Here is a 16,525-nt window from a genome sequence, read left to right on the forward strand (position 1 = left end):
TGGCGGCCGTCCTGCGGCGGCGCGACCACGGGCACTGGCGATTTTTCGAGGAGACACCATGACCGCACCCCGGCCGGATTTCCGGTCCGCCGACTTCCTGCGCGCGCACATCCGCCAGACCATGGCGTTCTACGAGCCCGTGGCCACCGACGCGAGTGGCGGCATGTACCACTTCTTCCTGGACGACGGCACGGTGTACGACACGCGCACCCGCCACCTGGTCAGCGCCACGCGTTTTGTGGTCACCCATGCCATGCTCTACCGCACCACGGGCGAGGCGCGCTACCAGAGCGGCATGGTGCACGCGCTGCAGTTTCTGCGCACTGCGTTCCTCGACCCCGCCACCGGCGGCTACGCCTGGCTCATCGACTGGCAGGGCGGCCGTGCCACGGTGCTGGATGGCACGCGGCATTGCTACGGCATGGCGTTCGTGATGCTGGCCTATGCACGGGCGCTGGAGGCCGGAGTGCCCGAGGCACGCGGCTGGCTGGCCGATGCCTTCGACACCGCCGGGCAGCACTTCTGGCAGCCCGCGCAGGGCTTGTACGCCGATGAGGCGTCGCCCGACTGGGTGCTGGCGGACTACCGGGGCCAGAACGCCAACATGCACGCCTGTGAGGCCATGATCTCGGCTTTTCGCGCCACCGGCGAGCAGCGCTATATCCAGCGCGCCGAACAGCTCGCGCAGGGCATCTGCCAGCGCCAGGCCGCGTTGTCGGACCGCACCTCGGCCCCTGCTGCCGAGGGCTGGGTGTGGGAGCACTACCACGCCGACTGGTCGGTGGACTGGGACTACAACCGCCACGACCGCAGCAACATCTTCCGCCCCTGGGGCTACCAGATCGGCCACCAGACCGAATGGGCCAAGCTGCTGCTGCAACTGGACGCCCTGGCGCCGGCGGACTGGCATCTGCCCTGTGCGCGCTTCCTCTTCGACACAGCGCTGGAGAAGGGCTGGGATGCCTTGCACGGCGGCATCGTCTACGGCATGGCGCCCGACGGCAGCATCTGCGACGACGGCAAATACCACTGGGTGCAGGCCGAGAGCATGGCGGCTGCGGCGGTGCTGGCTGTGCGCACGGGCGACGAGCGCTATTGGGACTGGTACGACCGAATCTGGGCGTATTGCTGGGAGCACTTCGTGGACCACGAACACGGCGCGTGGTTTCGCGTCCTCGACGGTGCCAACCGCAACCACACGCGAGAGAAGAGCAACGCGGGGAAGGTGGACTATCACAACATGGGGGCGTGTTATGACGTGCTGGGGGCGATGAAAACGGGTGATTGAGCCGTGGGCTTCGTCGCCTCGGCTGGCACCGCACGCGGCTGCGGCGGCGCATGCATGGCGGGGCGGGTATGGTGCACAGGAACGATCCCGCCAAAAGGAGCAGTTCATGAACAGGTCACTCGCCCGAATCCACTTCGGGCTGTCAATCTTCTACGGCATCGGCGCGGCGCTGCTTTGCGTCATTTACTTGGCCGGTGACAACGCGAGTGGAAGCGGGGTGTTGATTCTTGCGGGCATCTTCGGCACGCCTTTCGTGCTTCATTGCGCCGCATTGCGTGGTGTCCGCTCCGGCCATTTGTGGGGTCGGAATTTATCGCGAACTCTCGGAATCCTGCTGCTTTTTGCATTCCCCATCGGAACGGTTCTGGGTGTGCTGATCCTGATGCGGACCCGGCGGACGGACTGGGAGCAAGGATTGAAAAGTCGCGCTGGCCCCCGCCCGGTGCTCACCCGGTAAGTTCAGCCGCCGCGACGTCTACTGCGCTCTCAACTTTGAATGGGCAATATGCCGCGAGGCCCCGCCCCGCGCGCCTTTGCCTGCCCGGTTCAGGCCTTGAAGCGGTTCACCGGAAGACCGGTCACCGTGACCCGTACGCTCAAGAGCGACCCCGCAGGAATCGCTGCCTCCTGTTCCTCCACCGGCCTTCCCGCCCGCGCCGACGTGATGTACAGCGTCCGCAAATCCGCCCCTCCAAAACACACCATGGTCGGGCACTGCACTGGCACTTCAATGCGCTGCAGCACTTGCCCCGCTGGAGACAGCTGCAGCACACACGCCCCCTCGTACATCGCCACCCAGTAGTTGCCCTCCACATCCACCGCCGCGCCATCCGGCCGGCCGCCGTAGGGCTGGCCTTCCACCTTGCGGCCGAACTGCACCCAGGGCTGTCGGTTGGCGATGGCGCCCGTCGCCACATCGAAGTCAAACCGGTCGATGCGGTGCTCCGGGGTGTTGGACCAGTACAGATACCGGTTGTCGGGGCTGAACGCGAGGCCGTTGGCGGTGAAGTTGTCGCCCGCCATGTAGTGCACGCGGTAACCACCCTCGGCCACCTCCAGGCGCCAGAGCGCGGCGTCGGGGGCCGTGCGCGGGCTGATGACCGACCCCGCCCAGAACCGGCCCGCCGCATCGCAGCGACCATCGTTCAGGCGCAGCACGCGGGTGTCGTGGCGGGCGGGGGGCAGCAGGGCCAGCAGGGTGAACGCGCCGGTGGTGGTGTCCAGCAGGTAAAAGCCGTCCCGTAACCCGATTACTATTTTTTTGTCGGCGACGGGCGCGCAGCAGCCGGGTTCGCTGGGGGTCTTCCATTGCCGGTGGCGGCCGTCCCCCGGGGTCCAGGCGTGCACCGCCAGTCCCTGTATGTCACACCAATAGAGGCATTTTTCCTCGGGGTGCCAGAACGGCGATTCGCCCAGTTCGGAGGGCGCAAGGGGCAGGCACTGCAAGGTCATGGGTTGAAATGGGATGGTTATCGAGTTACATTCTAGGGCCTCAAACAGTGGCCTGCGCTGGAACAGGTGCCCAGGCCCAACCCACCGATGGAGCATCCCATGCATTCAGTCGTAGCGCGCGTGACGGCCCGCATCATCGAGCGCAGCAAGGACACCCGCGCCGCCTATCTGGCCGGCGTCGAGGCCATGATCCAGCGCAAGCCCGCGCAAGACCGCATGGGCTGCGCCAACCTGGCCCATGCCTACGCGGCCCTGCCCGGCGCCGAAAAATTCAAGGTCACCGTGGAGAAGGCGCCCAACATCGGCGTCGTCACGGCCTACAACGACATGCTGTCGGCCCACCAGCCGTACCAGAGTTACCCCGCCATCCTGCGTGACGAGGCCGCGCGCCACGGCGCCACCGCGCAGGTGGCGGGCGGCGTGCCCGCCATGTGCGACGGCGTGACGCAGGGCACGCCCGGCATGGAGTTGTCCCTGTTCTCCCGGGACGCCATTGCCATGGCCACTGCGGTAGCGCTGTCCCACGATGTGTTCGACGGCGTGCTTCTGCTGGGCGTGTGCGACAAGATCGTGCCCGGCTTGCTCATCGGCGCGCTGCATTACGGGCATCTGCCCTGCGTGTTCGTGCCCGCGGGCCCCATGGGCACGGGGCTGTCGAACAAGGACAAGTCCAAGGTGCGCGAGCAGTACGCGCAAGGGCTGGTGGGGCGCGACGAACTGCTCAAGGCCGAGTCCGCCGCGTACCACAGCCCTGGCACCTGCACTTTCTACGGCACGGCCAACAGCAACCAGATGCTGCTCGAGGCCATGGGCCTGCACGTGCCCGGCGCGGCCTTTGCACCGCCCGGCACCGAGGAGCGCGAAGCCTTCACGCGCCAGGCCGTGCGCACCGTGCTCGACATCGGCAAGCGCGGCCAGCGCTTCACGCCCATCGGGCGGATGGTGGACGAGCGCTGCATCGTCAATGCCATGGCGGCCTTGCTGGCCACGGGGGGCTCCACCAACCACCTGATCCACTGGGTGGCCATTGCGCGCAGCGCGGGCATCCTGATCGACTGGTCGGACTTTGACGAGCTGTCGTCCGCCGTGCCGCTGCTGGCCCGCGTGTACCCCAATGGCGATGCCGACGTGAATCAGTTCCAGGCCGCGGGCGGGCCCGCATGGATCCTGCGCGAACTGCTGCAAGGGGGCTTCATGCACCCGGGCGTGGGCAGTGTGAACGCGGGCGGCATCGCCGCGGGCGGGCAGGGCGCACCGGCGGTGTCGGGCGACGAGACCGTGCTGCGCCCGGTGTCCCATCCGTTTTCCCCCACGGGCGGCCTGCGCCTGCTGCAGGGGCGCCTGGGCCGCGCGGTGATCAAGGTCTCGGCCGTGCCCGAAGACCGCCACGTCATCGAGGCGCCCGCGCGCGTGTTCGATTCGCAGGAGGCCTTGCTGGCCGCGTTCAGCGCGGGCGAGGTGCAGCAGGACATGGTGGCCGTGGTGCGCTTTCAGGGCCCGCAGGCCAACGGCATGCCCGAGCTGCACAAGCTCACCCCGCCGCTGGCGGTGCTGCAGAACCAGGGCTTCAAGGTGGCGCTGGTGACGGACGGCCGCATGAGCGGCGCGTCGGGCAAGGTGCCCGCCGCCATCCACGTCACGCCCGAGGCGCTGGCCGGCGGCCCGCTGGCCAAGGTGCTGGATGGCGACATCGTGCGGGTGGATGCCGTGGCCGGCACGCTGGATGTGCTGGTCGATGAGGCCACCTGGGCCGCCCGCCCCCTGGCGCCCTACACCGCGCCCCCCGCCACCGGCTTCGGCCGCGAACTCTTCACCAACTTCCGCCGCCACGCGGGCGGTGCGGAACAAGGCGCCTGCACATGGCTGTAGCAGGATGCACCCCCTGAGTCGCTGCGCGGCTTCCTCCTCCCTCCCTGCGCGGGAGGGGGACGCACCCGGTGGCCTGGCAAAGCCCGTTCCACGGGTGCACTGGCATCGCGCCGCGCTAGTTTTGTAGGCCGCTTGCGGCATCCGACACCGAACACACCAAGGAGCACAAACCCATGAATCCTCTCGACATCGCCAGCCATGGCCCGGTCATTCCCGTCATCGTGATCGACCGCGTGGAAGACGCGCTGCCCCTGGCCGAGGCCTTGCTGGCCGGTGGCGTGAAGGTGCTGGAGGTGACGCTGCGCACCGCCGCCGGCCTGCCCGCCATCGCTGCCATCGCGCGCCAATTGCCCGAAGCGGTGGTGGGCGTGGGCACGGTGCTCAACGCCGACGATGCGCGGCGCGCCAGCGAGGCCGGGGCGCGTTTTGCCGTGAGCCCTGGCTACACGTCCGAGGTGGGCAGCGCCTGCAAGGGGCTCAACCTGCCACTGCTGCCGGGCGTGGCCACGTCCAGCGAGATCATGGCGGCCTTGGCGGACGGGTTTTCGTTCCTCAAGCTGTTCCCGGCGGAGGCCGCGGGCGGCATCCCGCTGCTCAAGTCCTGGGCCAGCCCGTTCGGCCAGGTGAGCTTCTGCCCCACGGGGGGCATCACCCAGGCCACCGCGTCCAACTACCTGGCGCTGCCCAACGTCCGCTGCGTGGGCGGCTCGTGGCTGACGCCCGCCGACGCCGTGCGTGCGGGCGACTGGGCGCGCATCACCCAGCTGGCGCGCGACACGCATGCGTTGCGCAAGGCCGCGTGAACACCAGGATTCATGCTCAAATAGGCCGTCAGCGCTTATCCGGCAAGCGCTGCAAGCTATAAAAAAAGAAGCAAAATTTGCCCTGTGGCCCGGCTGCCAGGCGTGGGGCCGCCGATGGAGTGGTGGGACGTGTGGACTGGATGCCCTGTGCGCCCCTATCATGGCGCGGGGCTTGGCCCTGCCACAACGGCTTCACGTTTCAAAGAGAGGGAGTTCTGTATGGATTTTGTTTCGGCTGTCAAAAGCTGCCTGACGCAGTACGCGGGTTTCTCGGGTCGCGCCGTGCGCTCCGAGTTCTGGTGGTTCTTTCTGTTCCAGGTCGCGGTGATGGTGGTCGCCAGCTTCCTGGGCGACGTGATCTCCGGCATCGTCTCCCTCGCGCTGGTGCTGCCCGGGCTGGCCGTGGGCGCGCGCCGCCTGCATGACATCGGCCGCTCGGGCTGGTGGCAGTTGCTGACCCTGACCGGCATCGGTGTGCTGGTGCTGATCTACTGGTGGGTGCAGCCCAGCGAGGGCTGATCCCGCCCCAGGCAGGCCCGCCTGGCCTGCAACCCGCGAAGCCCGCTTGCCTTACGGCCGGCGGGCTTTTTTGTTGGGGCCGCGCTTGTGGGCATATGGGCATCGCCCTGGTTTTTCTGGAGGGAGTCCGCCGCCCGGATCGTGAATAAAGTGGCCTTTGCGCTTGATATACAAGCGTGAGCTGCTATTAAATTTGATGAATTCAGGAAAAAATCGGGGGCCAAGGATGTTGTCGTTGTACGACATCCCGCGCCGGATCCGTCCAGGAGGCTGCTTTGATTTTTAAAATGGTAATCATTCTTACTTCCATTCTGAAAAATCATGGCAATCCAACATCGGCAGACGGCGGTCTGCATGGGCATCGCGCTGGCCTTCGGTTTGGCCCCTACCTGGGCGGTGGCACAGGGCGCGGCGGCCACGCTGTCCGAGGTGCGCGTCGACGCCAGCGCGGAGAAGGAGACGGCTACCGGCCCGGTGGTGGGCTACCGCGCGCGCAATGCAGCCACCGCCACCAAGACCGACACGCCGCTGTCGGAAACCCCGCAGTCCGTCACCGTGGTCACCCGCGACCAGCTGGTGGACCAGGGGGCCACCACCTTCCAGGAGGCGCTGCTGTACGCGGCGGGCGTGCGCAGCGACGCCTACGGCCTCGACAGCCGTTCCGACAGCGTGCGCGTGCGCGGCAGCTCGCCAGACACCTACCTCGACGGGCTGCGCCAGAACTACAACTGGTACACCAGCAGCACCCCCGCCGAGCCCTACACGCTGGAGCGCCTCGAGGTGCTGCGCGGCCCTTCGGGCATGCTGTTCGGCGCAGGCACGGTGGCCGGCGTGGTCAACATGGTGAGCAAGCGCCCCCTGCAGGAGGCGCAGCGCGAGGTGGGCGTGCAGATCGGCAGCTGGAACCGCAAGCAGCTGCAGGCCGACCTGACCGGCCCGCTCACCCAGGACGGCGAATGGTCGTACCGCCTGGTGGCCGTGGCGCGCGATGCGGACACGCAGACCGATTACGTGCAGAACGACCGGCGCCTGATCGCGCCCTCGCTTGCCTGGCGGCCCAATGCCGCCACGTCGCTCACCCTGCAGGCCCATTGGCAGCAGGACCGCACGGGCAGCACGGCGCAGTTCCTGCCCTGGTCGGGCACGCTGCTGCCCAACCCCAATGGCATGCTGCCCATCAACCGCTTCATCGGCGAGCCCGGCGACTACTACGACAGCGACCGCGAATCCATCGGCTACCTGTTCGAGCACCGTTTCAACGATGCCTGGACGGTGCGCCAGAACCTGCGCCTGGCGCGCAACGAGAACCGCGGCGGCTACCACTACGCCGATTTCTTCACGGTCCCCGGCGGGTTCGGCTGGGACCCCGTGAACCAGCGCCTGACGGGCCGCATCTACGGCAAGAACGTCACGCGCACGCGCATGGCCGCGGTCGACACCCACCTGCAGGGCAACCTCACCACCGGCGCGCTGAGCCACCAGCTGCTGCTGGGCGTGGACTGGAACCGGCAGACCGAGAACAAGAACGAGGCGGACGATGCCTACAACACGCCCATCGACGCCTATGCGCCGGTGTACGGCCACCGCCTGAACCCCACGCTCATCGCCAGGCCCGAGAACGTGCAGCGCCAAAGCGGCCTGTATGTGCAGGACCAGATGAAGTGGGGCCCGTGGATCTTCATCGCCGGCCTGCGCCACGACCGCGCCGTGAACGGCCTGGCGGGCCAGACGGATGACCGCACGAGCGACACCACCAAGCGCCTGGGCGTGATGTACCAGCTGGCCGGGGGCTGGACGCCCTACATCAGCTACGCGGAGTCCTTCAGCCCCGTGAGCGGCACCAACGCCTATGGCCAGCGCTTCAAGCCGCTGCAGGGCGAGCAGATCGAGGTGGGGGTGAAGTACGCGCCCGCGGGCAGCTCCACGCAATTCACGGCGGCGGTGTACGACCTCAAGGAAAAGAACCAGAAGGTGGCCGACCCGACCAACCCCGACAACTCGCTGCAGGTGGGCCAGACCCGCAACAAGGGCCTGGAGCTGGAGTACAAGGCCCGCGTGGCCACGGCCTTCGACCTGACGGCCCATTACAACTACACGGACGTCGATCCCCTGCTGGAAGGGCTTCCCCGCCACCAGGCCGCCGTGTGGGGCGTGTACCGCTTTTCCATCGGCGGTGTGCGCGGCTTCTCGGCGGGCGCGGGCTACCGCTGGCTGTCGTCGTTCCGCGACGGCACCGGCCCCGAGGTTCCGTCCGCCGGGGTGGTCGATGCGCTGCTGGCCTACGATACCCAGGACTGGCGCTATGCCCTCAACATCAGCAACCTCGCCGACAAGAAGTACATGAGCACCTGCCTGTCGCGCGGTGACTGCTGGTGGGCCACGCGCCGCAACGTGGTGCTGAGCGCGACGTATAGGTTTTAACCCCCATGAGCCGCCTCGCGTCTTACCCCGAGGGGGACGCCGCCCATGCGGCGGGGCGGCCCTTGCACGGCGGCACTGGCACGGGACAGTGCCCATGCGAAGGCCGGGCCCTTTGCTCTGGGCTGGCGCTGTGCAGTGAATCGCGATACAAATGTCGAAAGAGCGGCCCGCGCCACGACGTGCTTCACGTGTTCCAAGTAAAAAACCCCGCAGGTCTTGCGACCTGCGGGGTTTTTTGTGGGCTACCGGGCAGAACCTGGGTTCCACCCGGAGCGGCCGGGCAATTACATGCCCATGCCGCCCATGCCACCCATGCCGCCCATGTCGGGCATGCCGCCGCCAGCACCGGCCTCGTCCTTGGGTGCTTCTGCAACCATGGCTTCGGTCGTCAGCAGCAGCGATGCCACGGAGGCAGCGTTCTGCAGGGCCGTGCGGGTGACCTTCGTGGGGTCCAGGATGCCCAGTTCGAGCATGTCGCCGTACGTGTCGTTCGATGCGTTGAAGCCGTAGTTGCCCTTGCCGGCCAACACAGCGTTCACCACCACCGAGGCTTCGCCGCCGGCGTTGTTCACGATTTCGCGCAGGGGCGCTTCGATGGCCTTGAGCACCAGCTTGATACCGGCTTCCTGGTCGGCGTTGTCACCCTTGATCGAGTCACCCACGGCTTGCTTGGCACGCAGCAGGGCCACGCCACCACCGGCCACAACGCCTTCTTCCACAGCTGCGCGCGTTGCGTGCAGCGCGTCTTCCACGCGGGCCTTCTTTTCCTTCATTTCGACTTCGGTGGCAGCGCCGACCTTGATCACGGCCACGCCGCCAGCCAGCTTGGCCACGCGTTCTTGCAGCTTTTCGCGGTCGTAGTCGGACGTGGCTTCCTCGATCTGCACGCGCACTTGCTTGACGCGGGCTTCGATGTCAGCAGCGGCGCCGGCGCCGTCGATGATGATGGTGTTTTCCTTGCCCACTTCGATGCGCTTGGCCTGGCCCAGGTCGGCCAGGGTCACCTTCTCGAGGGTCAGGCCCACTTCTTCAGCGATGACCTTGCCGCCCGTCAGGATGGCGATGTCTTCCAGCATGGCCTTGCGGCGGTCGCCAAAGCCTGGAGCCTTGACGGCCACGACCTTCAGGATGCCGCGGATGGTGTTGACCACCAGCGTCGCCAGGGCTTCGCCTTCGACTTCTTCGGCAATGATCAGCAGCGGACGGCCGGCCTTGGCGACTTGCTCCAGCGTGGGCAGCAGGTCGCGGATGTTGCTGATCTTCTTGTCGAACAGCAGCACGAAGGGGTTGTCCAGAATCGCGGATTGCTTTTCTGGGTTGTTGATGAAGTAGGGCGACAGGTAGCCGCGGTCGAACTGCATGCCTTCCACGACGTCCAGTTCGGAGTCGAGGGACTTGCCGTCTTCCACGGTGATCACGCCTTCCTTGCCGACCTTGTCCATGGCGTCAGCGATCAGCTTGCCAATGGTTTCGTCGGAGTTGGCGGAGATCGAGCCCACCTGGGCGATTTCCTTGGAGGTGGTCGTGGGCTTTGAAGCCTTCTTCAGCTCGGCGACCAGGGCCGTCACGGCCTTGTCGATACCGCGCTTGAGGTCCATCGGGTTGATGCCGGCGGCCACGTACTTGAAGCCTTCGCGCACGATGGCCTGGGCCAGCACGGTGGCGGTGGTGGTGCCGTCACCAGCGTTGTCGCTGGTCTTGGAGGCCACTTCCTTCACGAGCTGGGCGCCCATGTTCTGCAGCTTGTCCTTGAGTTCGATTTCCTTGGCCACGGACACACCGTCTTTGGTCACGGTAGGGGCGCCGAACGAGCGCTCCAGCACCACATTGCGGCCCTTGGGGCCCAGGGTCACCTTGACCGCATTGGCCAGGATGTTCACGCCTTCAACCATGCGTGCGCGGGCTTCGCCGCCGAAAACTACGTCTTTTGCTGCCATGTTTGGCTCCTACAAGATTTGAATCAAAAATGCTTCTAGCGCTTATTGGTAAAGCGCTAGCAGCTATGAAAAAGTGAGTAAACCGAAGGAGAAAGGATTACTTCTCGACGACTGCGAACAGGTCGTCTTCCTTCATGACCAGCAGTTCGTCGCCCTTGACCTTGACGGTCTGGCCCGAGTACTTGCCGAACAGAACGCGGTCGCCGACCTTCACGTTCAGGGCGATCAGTTCGCCCTTGTCGTTCTTCTTGCCGGGGCCAACGGCCAGCACTTCACCTTGATCGGGCTTTTCAGCGGCGTTGTCAGGGATCACGATGCCGGAGGCGGTCGTGGTTTCGCTTTCGATACGCTTGACGATCACGCGATCGTGCAGAGGGCGAAGGTTCATTGCATTGCTCCTGTTTTCAGTGAAAAAAAGCTGACTTACCAGCACCCGGGGGACCAGGCGCTGCGAAATTTCCGGCAGGCGGTGCGGTGTTAGCACTCGTCTGTGGTGAGTGCTAATGATACGGGCATTTGTGGCGGTTTCAAGACGCCGCGCACATTTCGGCTGTCTGTTACTGCGGATGTTGCGGAACGTGCGGAACGCCACTCTACTTTCGTTGTTCCGCCATTCAACTTTAGATTTCGGCACCCGCGACCGTGAACCTGAGGAGCACCTCGCATGAACGCCATTTAGCTGAGCACCAGCCACAGAGGTTTGAACTGGAAGTGAGCAATAACGCACTTTGCCATTGACCACTGCGGTCGTACTTCAAGGTCAGCTACAGGCTGTACCAAGTCATTCGCGTCGACAACCTGAGCGACGGCTTCGTATTGAGCGGTCAATCGACGGGCAGCCGCACCGACGGCCACTGCTCCGCCGAGACCGGGCGTTCGATCGTTGCCGACGGGGATACCGGTGCGAGTGACCGGTTTGGTGTGTGACCGGCGCGTGTCGACCCAGAGGAACCATGCGCCGTCGTGAACCGAAGGTTGTCCTCTGTCTTTTCCTTGGTTGCCTTCCCGTGGCTTCCACCTCGTTGACTGCCCCCCCGGGTTCGTGACGACTGCGATCGTGCACATGACGGGGCGCCGCGCCCATATTATGGTGAGCTGTGTGATGTCATCAGTTCTGAGGACAGACAACGGCCCGGCGCGATGGCAGCATCGCGCGCACCACTCGCCTGTGCGCAGGCGCATGGCTGAAGAACTATCAAAACAATAGCTGCTTGCGCTGAATGGATAAGCGCCGGAGGTCAAAACATGCCAAGAAACCTGCTGTCCGCGCGCCACCGTGCCGCCTTGTGTCTGGCCTGGCTGCTGGGGGGCTGGCTGCTGCTCCAGGCGGGCGCTGCGCAGGCGCAGGCTGTGGGCTGGGCCAGCGGTGCCAGCCTGGCTGCCGCGCGCAGCGACCACAGCACCACCGTACTGCCCAATGGCAAGGTGCTGGTGGCCGGTGGGCAAGTGGCAGGCAACGCGCGCACCGCCAGCGCCGAACTGTACGACCCTGCCACCGGCGCCTGGGCGGCCACGGGCGCCATGGCTGCGGCGCGCCAAGGCCACACCGCCACGTTGCTGCCCAGCGGCAAGGTGCTGGTGGCGGGGGGCATGGATGGCGCTGTCCTGGCCAGTGCCGAGCTGTATGACCCCGCCACTGGCACCTGGGCCGCCGCTGGCGCCCTGGGCCATGCCCGCCGCGAAGCCACCGCCACGCTGTTGGCCAATGGCAAGGTACTCGTGGCGGGGGGATGGCCCCCCGGCCCAGCCACCAGCCCGGCGGAGCTCTTCGACCCCGCCGCGAACGGCGGCTTGGGCGCCTGGTCCGACACCGGCGCCCTGGCCCAGCCGCGTTTTGAACATACGGCCACCTTGCTGCCCGATGGCAAGGTGCTCGTCGCAGGGGGCACGGTCAATGGCAGCGCCGCTTTGAATAGCGCCGAACTCTACGACCCCGCCCTGGGCACCTGGACCACCGTCGGCAATACGCTGGCCACCGCGCGCTATGACCACACGGCCACCCTGCTGCCCAGCGGCCAGGTCCTTGTGGTGGGCGGAGCCGACAGCCTGGCCCTGGCCCTGGCCCAGGCCGAGCTGTACGACCCCGGTGCCGGCACCTGGACCGCCGTCAGCCCGCTGACCACGGGGCGCTTCAGCCACACGGCCAGCCTGCTGCCCGACGGCACGGTGCTGGTCGCGGCAGGCTCCAACTTGATCCATGGGCTGCTCGGCAGCGCCGAGTTGTTCAACCCCGGCACCAACAGCTGGACTGCGGCCCCCGCGCTGGCCAGCCCGCGCCTCTACCACACGGCCACGGTGCTGCCCGATGGCACGGTGCTCGCCGTGGCTGGCGCCGGCGCCGGCCCGCTTCTGGCCAGCACGGAGGTCTACACCCCCGCCAGCGGCGCGTGGAGCGCGGCGGGCAGCATGGGCATGGGGGGCAGCGTCACGCGGGCCTCGCTGCTGCCGTCAGGCAAGGTGTTGGCGATTACCAGTTTGTCGACCTCCGCACGGCTGTATGACCCCGTGGGCAACAGCTGGAGCCCTGCCGCCAACCACCTCACCAGCCGCGAAATGCCCACCCTGACCTTGCTGGCGTCCGGCCAGTTGCTGGTGGCCAGCGGCACAGGTGCCAGCGCCGAGCGCTACGACGAGAACACCAACACCTGGACGGCCACCGGCCCCATGAACGCCGCACACAGAGGCGGGGGCGCCGCGCTGCTGGCGTCGGGCAAGGTACTGGTGGTCGGCGGGGCCAACGGGACAGGCCCGTCCAGCAACACCGTGGAGCTCTACGACCCCGCGACCGACACCTGGGCATTGCGCGCGCCGATGCTCTCGGTCCGGCACTACTTTGGCAGCAGCGTGATGCTGCCCGATGGGCGCGTGCTGGTGGCGGGCGGGTTCACCAACGGTGGCCGCACCGCCCTCGCGGAGATCTACGACCCCCAATCAGACACCTGGACCGCCACGGGCGCGCTGGCCATCCCGCGCAGCGACCACACCGCGACCCTGCTGCCCTCGGGCAAGGTGCTGGTGGCGGGCGGCGCCACCGGCCCCTTCAACAGCCCCACCGCCGAGCTGACCGCCGAGCTGTACGACCCGGCGACCGGCACCTGGTCGCCCGCGGGCACGCTGGCCTCAGGTACCGGCGGCAGCGATCCAACGGCCATGCTCCTGCCCGGCGGCCAGGTGCTGTTGGTTGGGGGCTACCTCAGCGGGGCACGGAGCGGCAGCCAGCTGTACGACCCCGCTGCCAACACCTGGGCCAGCACGCCACCGCTGATCACGGGCCGTGCGCAGCACGCCAGCGTGCTGTTGCCTTCGGGCCACGTGCTGGCCGCGGGCGGCATTGGTTCCGGTGGCAATTTGGCCAGTGCCGAACGCTATGACCCCGCTGGAGGCACCGTGCCAGCGGCCCGCGTGCCCCAGCTTGCCAGCGGCCCGGCCCGCCTGGTGGACGGTACCGCCTTCACCCTGGGCGGCTTGCGCCTGCACGGCGACAGCGAGGCCAGCGGCGGTGGCACGGGCGCATCGCCCACGCCGCTGCCGCTGGTACAGCTGCGGCGGCTGGACAACGGCGCCACGCGCTGGCTCACGCCCACGGCATCGTCGGCCACCACGGTGGACGTGGCCGCGCCGGGCGTGTTGCCGCGTGGCCGCTACGCGCTGCGCGTGTTCGTCAACGGCATGGTGTCCGACGCGTTGCCGACAAGCACCCATGCCACGCCCGCGCTGGCCCTGGCCGCCAGCGCCAACCCCAGCCCCGTAGGTGCCAGTGTCACCTTCACCGCCACGCTGTCCGGGGCGGACAGCCCCACGGGCACGGTGGCGTTCAGCGCAGGCGGCGTGCCGCTGTGCGCGGCCGCGCCCCTCGTCGGCGGCGCGGCCGTCTGCGCCGTGAACACCCTGCCCATGGGCACGCAGGCCATCACCGCCAGCTACGGCGGCGACGCCAACAACATGGGCGCCCTGGCGGGCATCACGCACACCGTGAGCCCGGTCAGCCTGCCGCTGCCCGGCGGCGGCATGGGGCAGCAGGTGGTGGTGGGCATCAGCGGCGGCCCGGCGGGCTGCGTGGTGAGCAGCCTCACGTTGAGCGCTGCCACCGCAGGCGACAACCTGCCCGCCAACGCCACGGCCCCGCTGGGCGTGCTGCGCTTTGCCGCCACGGGCTGCGCGGGCGCCACGCTGGCGGTGCAGATGGACTACCCCGCAGGCAGCCTGGCGGGCCTGCAGCCCCACAAGTTCGGCCCCGCCAGCGTGGGCGCCCCGGCGTCCACGTGGTTCCCTCACGGTAGCGTGGCGGGTAACCGGCTGACCTTCACCGTGACGGACAATGGCGTGGGCGACGGCGACACCACCACGCCGGGCGCGATCACCGACCCGCACGCGATGCTGCTGTTTGCCGCGCCACCCGTAGTGGGTGCGCAGGCCATCCCCACGCTGTCGGAGTGGGGCGTGCTGCTGCTGTCGGCGCTGCTGGGCGTCCTGGGCTGGCGTGGGCGGCGGCGCCTGGGGGTTTGAATGAAACTGGCCTCCAGCGCTTTTCCAATAAGCGCAAACAGCTATTGATTCAATAGCATTCCGCTTTTTTCGGCCTCCAGCAGGCGCGTGAGCAGCGGGTGCATCACCTTGCGCGCGCTGTAGATCAGGTGGAACTGCTCCTGCGCGTCGGGGCTGGTGCCCACCTGCACCAGTCCATGGGTCTTTTGCAGGTGCGCGCCCACCGACACGGGGGCCGGCATCACGCCCATGCGCCGGTTCCTACGTTTGCTTCGCCCTGGCCATCGGAAGGCGCCACCAGATGGATTGGCGATGGCAGAAAACCCCCGTCACTGCAGGGAGGACCAACTGCGCAGCTTGCCGGGGTTGAGCAAGCCCTGCGGGTCGAAGCGGCGCTTCGTGCCCACCACGGCAGGATCCAGGTTGTTCTGCTTGCCGTCTTCCACGATATACACATGCGGGTTGTTGATCTGCACGCCGTGGTCGCGGTAGATCTGCATGATCTGGTTCAGGCGCTCTTCGGTGCTGTAGCGGATGAGCTGCAGCCCGCTGCAGTTGAAGGCGCCTTCCTTGGTGCGCAGGAACTCCAGGTGCATCATCACCTCGCCGCCCAGGGCCTTTTCCAGCGCCTTCACCTGCTCCAGCCGGGTGGCGGGGTTGAAGCCGCTCTGGATGTAGGTGAGCGTCTTGTCCACCTTCAGCGCATGCAGGGTGGTGTGGTTCCAGGTGTACTCGAGCAGGGTCTTGTGGCTCTTTTCCACCTCGTCGGCGGTCTTGCGGTAGCTGACGCTGCCGCCGTACCGGGTGGCCATGTCGCGCATGCCGTCTTCGGAGTGCGGGGCCACCAGCAGCATCACTGCGTGGCAGCCCGCGGGCAGGTGCTCGGCCAGGCTGGTGAAGTAGGCCGGGATGGGCGCGGCCAGAAAGCACACCTCCTTTTTCTCCAGCCCCGGTGCGGCGCCAAAGCGGTCGGCGAATTCCAGCGCGGCGTCGAAGTCGGTGAAGGTGACGATGCACTCCGTCCATGCCACGGCGGGGGTCAGCGCCACCTCCAGCTCCAGCACGATGCCGTTGGTGCCGTAGGTGTGGTGCAGCAGCATGGCCTCGGGGCCGCGCAGCTCGATGACCTGGGGCTCGGGTTCCACCGTCATGGCGCGCACCGCCAGCACGTTGCCCGGCGCGGCCAGCGGCCCGTGGTTGATCGACCCGGCGCCGCCGAAGCCGCCGCCGAACAGCCCGCCCAAGGTGGCGCTGCGGTAGGTGGAGGGCAGCCAGCGCAGCTCCTGCCCCAGGGGCTTGGCCTGCGCGTCGAAGTCCGACAGGCGGATGCCCGCCTGCGCCCGGCCCACGGCGCCGCGCACCCAGCCAAAGCCGTTGTAGCCCGACAGGTCCAGGATCACCCCGCCATGCAGCGGCGTGCTCTGCCCGTAGTTGCCGGTGCCGCTGCCGCGCACGGTCAGGGGGATCTGCGCGCGCGCACAGGCCGCCACCACCTGGTGGATCTCATCCTCGGTGCGCGGGCGCACGGCCACGTCGCCGCGCTTGCCGGCCAGATCGCGCTTGAGCACGGGGCTGAACCAGGCGAAGTCCTGCGACAGGCGGCCCACGCGCAGCGGGTCAGCAATCCAGTCCAGGCCGGGCAGTTGTTCGGGCAGTTGGGGGGCGGTTACGGTGGTCATATGTGTCTCTCCTGTCTGTGCGGCGGGTGGTGGCGGGCAATGCGCGGCCCCACCACGCGTGCGCGGTGTCAA

The 16,525-nt window shown here is 67.5% G+C and carries 11 protein-coding genes and 1 pseudogene; 7 read left to right on the forward strand and 5 right to left on the reverse strand.

All coding sequences use genetic code 11. The features are described from left to right. The first annotated feature begins 58 nt into the window (after positions 1 to 58). Positions 59 to 1,288 carry an AGE family epimerase/isomerase gene (locus AC3RCE_RS04895; protein WP_492254645.1) on the forward strand — a complete coding sequence of 410 codons (1,230 nt, stop codon included), beginning with the start codon at positions 59 to 61 and terminating at the stop codon, positions 1,286 to 1,288. A gap of 106 nt (positions 1,289 to 1,394) precedes the next feature. Next, the gene (locus AC3RCE_RS04900; protein WP_218293344.1) at positions 1,395 to 1,745 is read left to right on the forward strand and encodes a hypothetical protein; all 351 of its coding nucleotides are present in this window, start codon (positions 1,395 to 1,397) and stop codon (positions 1,743 to 1,745) included. An 89-nt stretch (positions 1,746 to 1,834) separates the two neighbouring features. Here AC3RCE_RS04900 and AC3RCE_RS04905 read toward each other — a convergent pair whose 3' ends face one another. Beyond that, positions 1,835 to 2,740: an SMP-30/gluconolactonase/LRE family protein gene (locus AC3RCE_RS04905; RefSeq protein ID WP_492254646.1), complete on the reverse strand. Its 906-nt coding sequence runs from the start codon at positions 2,738 to 2,740 to the stop codon at positions 1,835 to 1,837. Positions 2,741 to 2,839: 99 nt separating this feature from the next. On the opposite strand from AC3RCE_RS04905, the gene edd reads away from it, so the two are divergent. The 4 genes from edd to AC3RCE_RS04925 all read left to right on the forward strand — a co-directional run bounded on the left by edd (position 2,840) and on the right by AC3RCE_RS04925 (position 8,352). After that, positions 2,840 to 4,609, forward strand: coding sequence for a phosphogluconate dehydratase (gene edd, locus AC3RCE_RS04910; RefSeq protein WP_492244380.1), 1,770 nt, complete (start codon positions 2,840 to 2,842; stop codon positions 4,607 to 4,609). Positions 4,610 to 4,782: 173 nt separating this feature from the next. Beyond that, positions 4,783 to 5,412 carry a bifunctional 4-hydroxy-2-oxoglutarate aldolase/2-dehydro-3-deoxy-phosphogluconate aldolase gene (gene eda, locus AC3RCE_RS04915; RefSeq protein ID WP_218293347.1) on the forward strand — a complete coding sequence of 210 codons (630 nt, stop codon included), beginning with the start codon at positions 4,783 to 4,785 and terminating at the stop codon, positions 5,410 to 5,412. A gap of 219 nt (positions 5,413 to 5,631) precedes the next feature. Next, on the forward strand, positions 5,632 to 5,931 hold the full coding sequence (locus tag AC3RCE_RS04920; RefSeq protein WP_218293348.1) for a DUF805 domain-containing protein: 300 nt from the start codon (positions 5,632 to 5,634) through the stop codon (positions 5,929 to 5,931). Between the two features lie 321 nt (positions 5,932 to 6,252). Further along, positions 6,253 to 8,352 carry a TonB-dependent siderophore receptor gene (locus tag AC3RCE_RS04925; protein WP_218340409.1) on the forward strand — a complete coding sequence of 700 codons (2,100 nt, stop codon included), beginning with the start codon at positions 6,253 to 6,255 and terminating at the stop codon, positions 8,350 to 8,352. Positions 8,353 to 8,636: 284 nt separating this feature from the next. Here the strand turns inward: AC3RCE_RS04925 and groL are convergent, their stop codons facing one another. Beyond that, positions 8,637 to 10,289, reverse strand: coding sequence for a chaperonin GroEL (gene groL, locus AC3RCE_RS04930; protein ID WP_218340408.1), 1,653 nt, complete (start codon positions 10,287 to 10,289; stop codon positions 8,637 to 8,639). A 97-nt stretch (positions 10,290 to 10,386) separates the two neighbouring features. Next, positions 10,387 to 10,677: a co-chaperone GroES gene (locus tag AC3RCE_RS04935; RefSeq protein WP_005799501.1), complete on the reverse strand. Its 291-nt coding sequence runs from the start codon at positions 10,675 to 10,677 to the stop codon at positions 10,387 to 10,389. A gap of 857 nt (positions 10,678 to 11,534) precedes the next feature. Between AC3RCE_RS04935 and AC3RCE_RS04940 the strand changes: the two genes are divergently transcribed. Further along, positions 11,535 to 14,795, forward strand: a complete 3,261-nt coding sequence (locus AC3RCE_RS04940) for an IPTL-CTERM sorting domain-containing protein (RefSeq protein ID WP_492254647.1) — start codon at positions 11,535 to 11,537, stop codon at positions 14,793 to 14,795. A 41-nt stretch (positions 14,796 to 14,836) separates the two neighbouring features. Here AC3RCE_RS04940 and AC3RCE_RS04945 read toward each other — a convergent pair. Both AC3RCE_RS04945 and AC3RCE_RS04950 read right to left on the reverse strand, forming a co-directional pair. After that, a pseudogene (locus AC3RCE_RS04945) lies at positions 14,837 to 15,025 on the reverse strand (LysR family transcriptional regulator); the annotation flags it as partial. Positions 15,026 to 15,103: 78 nt separating this feature from the next. Further along, the gene (locus tag AC3RCE_RS04950; RefSeq protein ID WP_492254648.1) at positions 15,104 to 16,453 is read right to left on the reverse strand and encodes an FAD-binding oxidoreductase; all 1,350 of its coding nucleotides are present in this window, start codon (positions 16,451 to 16,453) and stop codon (positions 15,104 to 15,106) included. Positions 16,454 to 16,525 lie beyond the last annotated feature (72 nt).

Source organism: Acidovorax sp. GW823-FHT05D11 (genome assembly GCF_058795695.1).

Bases quoted from the DNA above. Each gene is read 5' to 3' on its own strand.
- AC3RCE_RS04895 (WP_492254645.1), top strand. From the start codon at position 59: ATGACCGCACCCCGGCCGGATTTCCGGTCCGCCGACTTCCTGCGCGCG.
- AC3RCE_RS04900 (WP_218293344.1), top strand. From the start codon at position 1,395: ATGAACAGGTCACTCGCCCGAATCCACTTCGGGCTGTCAATCTTCTAC.
- AC3RCE_RS04905 (WP_492254646.1), bottom strand. From the start codon at position 2,740: ATGACCTTGCAGTGCCTGCCCCTTGCGCCCTCCGAACTGGGCGAATCG.
- edd (WP_492244380.1), top strand. From the start codon at position 2,840: ATGCATTCAGTCGTAGCGCGCGTGACGGCCCGCATCATCGAGCGCAGC.
- eda (WP_218293347.1), top strand. From the start codon at position 4,783: ATGAATCCTCTCGACATCGCCAGCCATGGCCCGGTCATTCCCGTCATC.
- AC3RCE_RS04920 (WP_218293348.1), top strand. From the start codon at position 5,632: ATGGATTTTGTTTCGGCTGTCAAAAGCTGCCTGACGCAGTACGCGGGT.
- AC3RCE_RS04925 (WP_218340409.1), top strand. From the start codon at position 6,253: ATGGCAATCCAACATCGGCAGACGGCGGTCTGCATGGGCATCGCGCTG.
- groL (WP_218340408.1), bottom strand. From the start codon at position 10,289: ATGGCAGCAAAAGACGTAGTTTTCGGCGGCGAAGCCCGCGCACGCATG.
- AC3RCE_RS04935 (WP_005799501.1), bottom strand. From the start codon at position 10,677: ATGAACCTTCGCCCTCTGCACGATCGCGTGATCGTCAAGCGTATCGAA.
- AC3RCE_RS04940 (WP_492254647.1), top strand. From the start codon at position 11,535: ATGCCAAGAAACCTGCTGTCCGCGCGCCACCGTGCCGCCTTGTGTCTG.
- AC3RCE_RS04950 (WP_492254648.1), bottom strand. From the start codon at position 16,453: ATGACCACCGTAACCGCCCCCCAACTGCCCGAACAACTGCCCGGCCTG.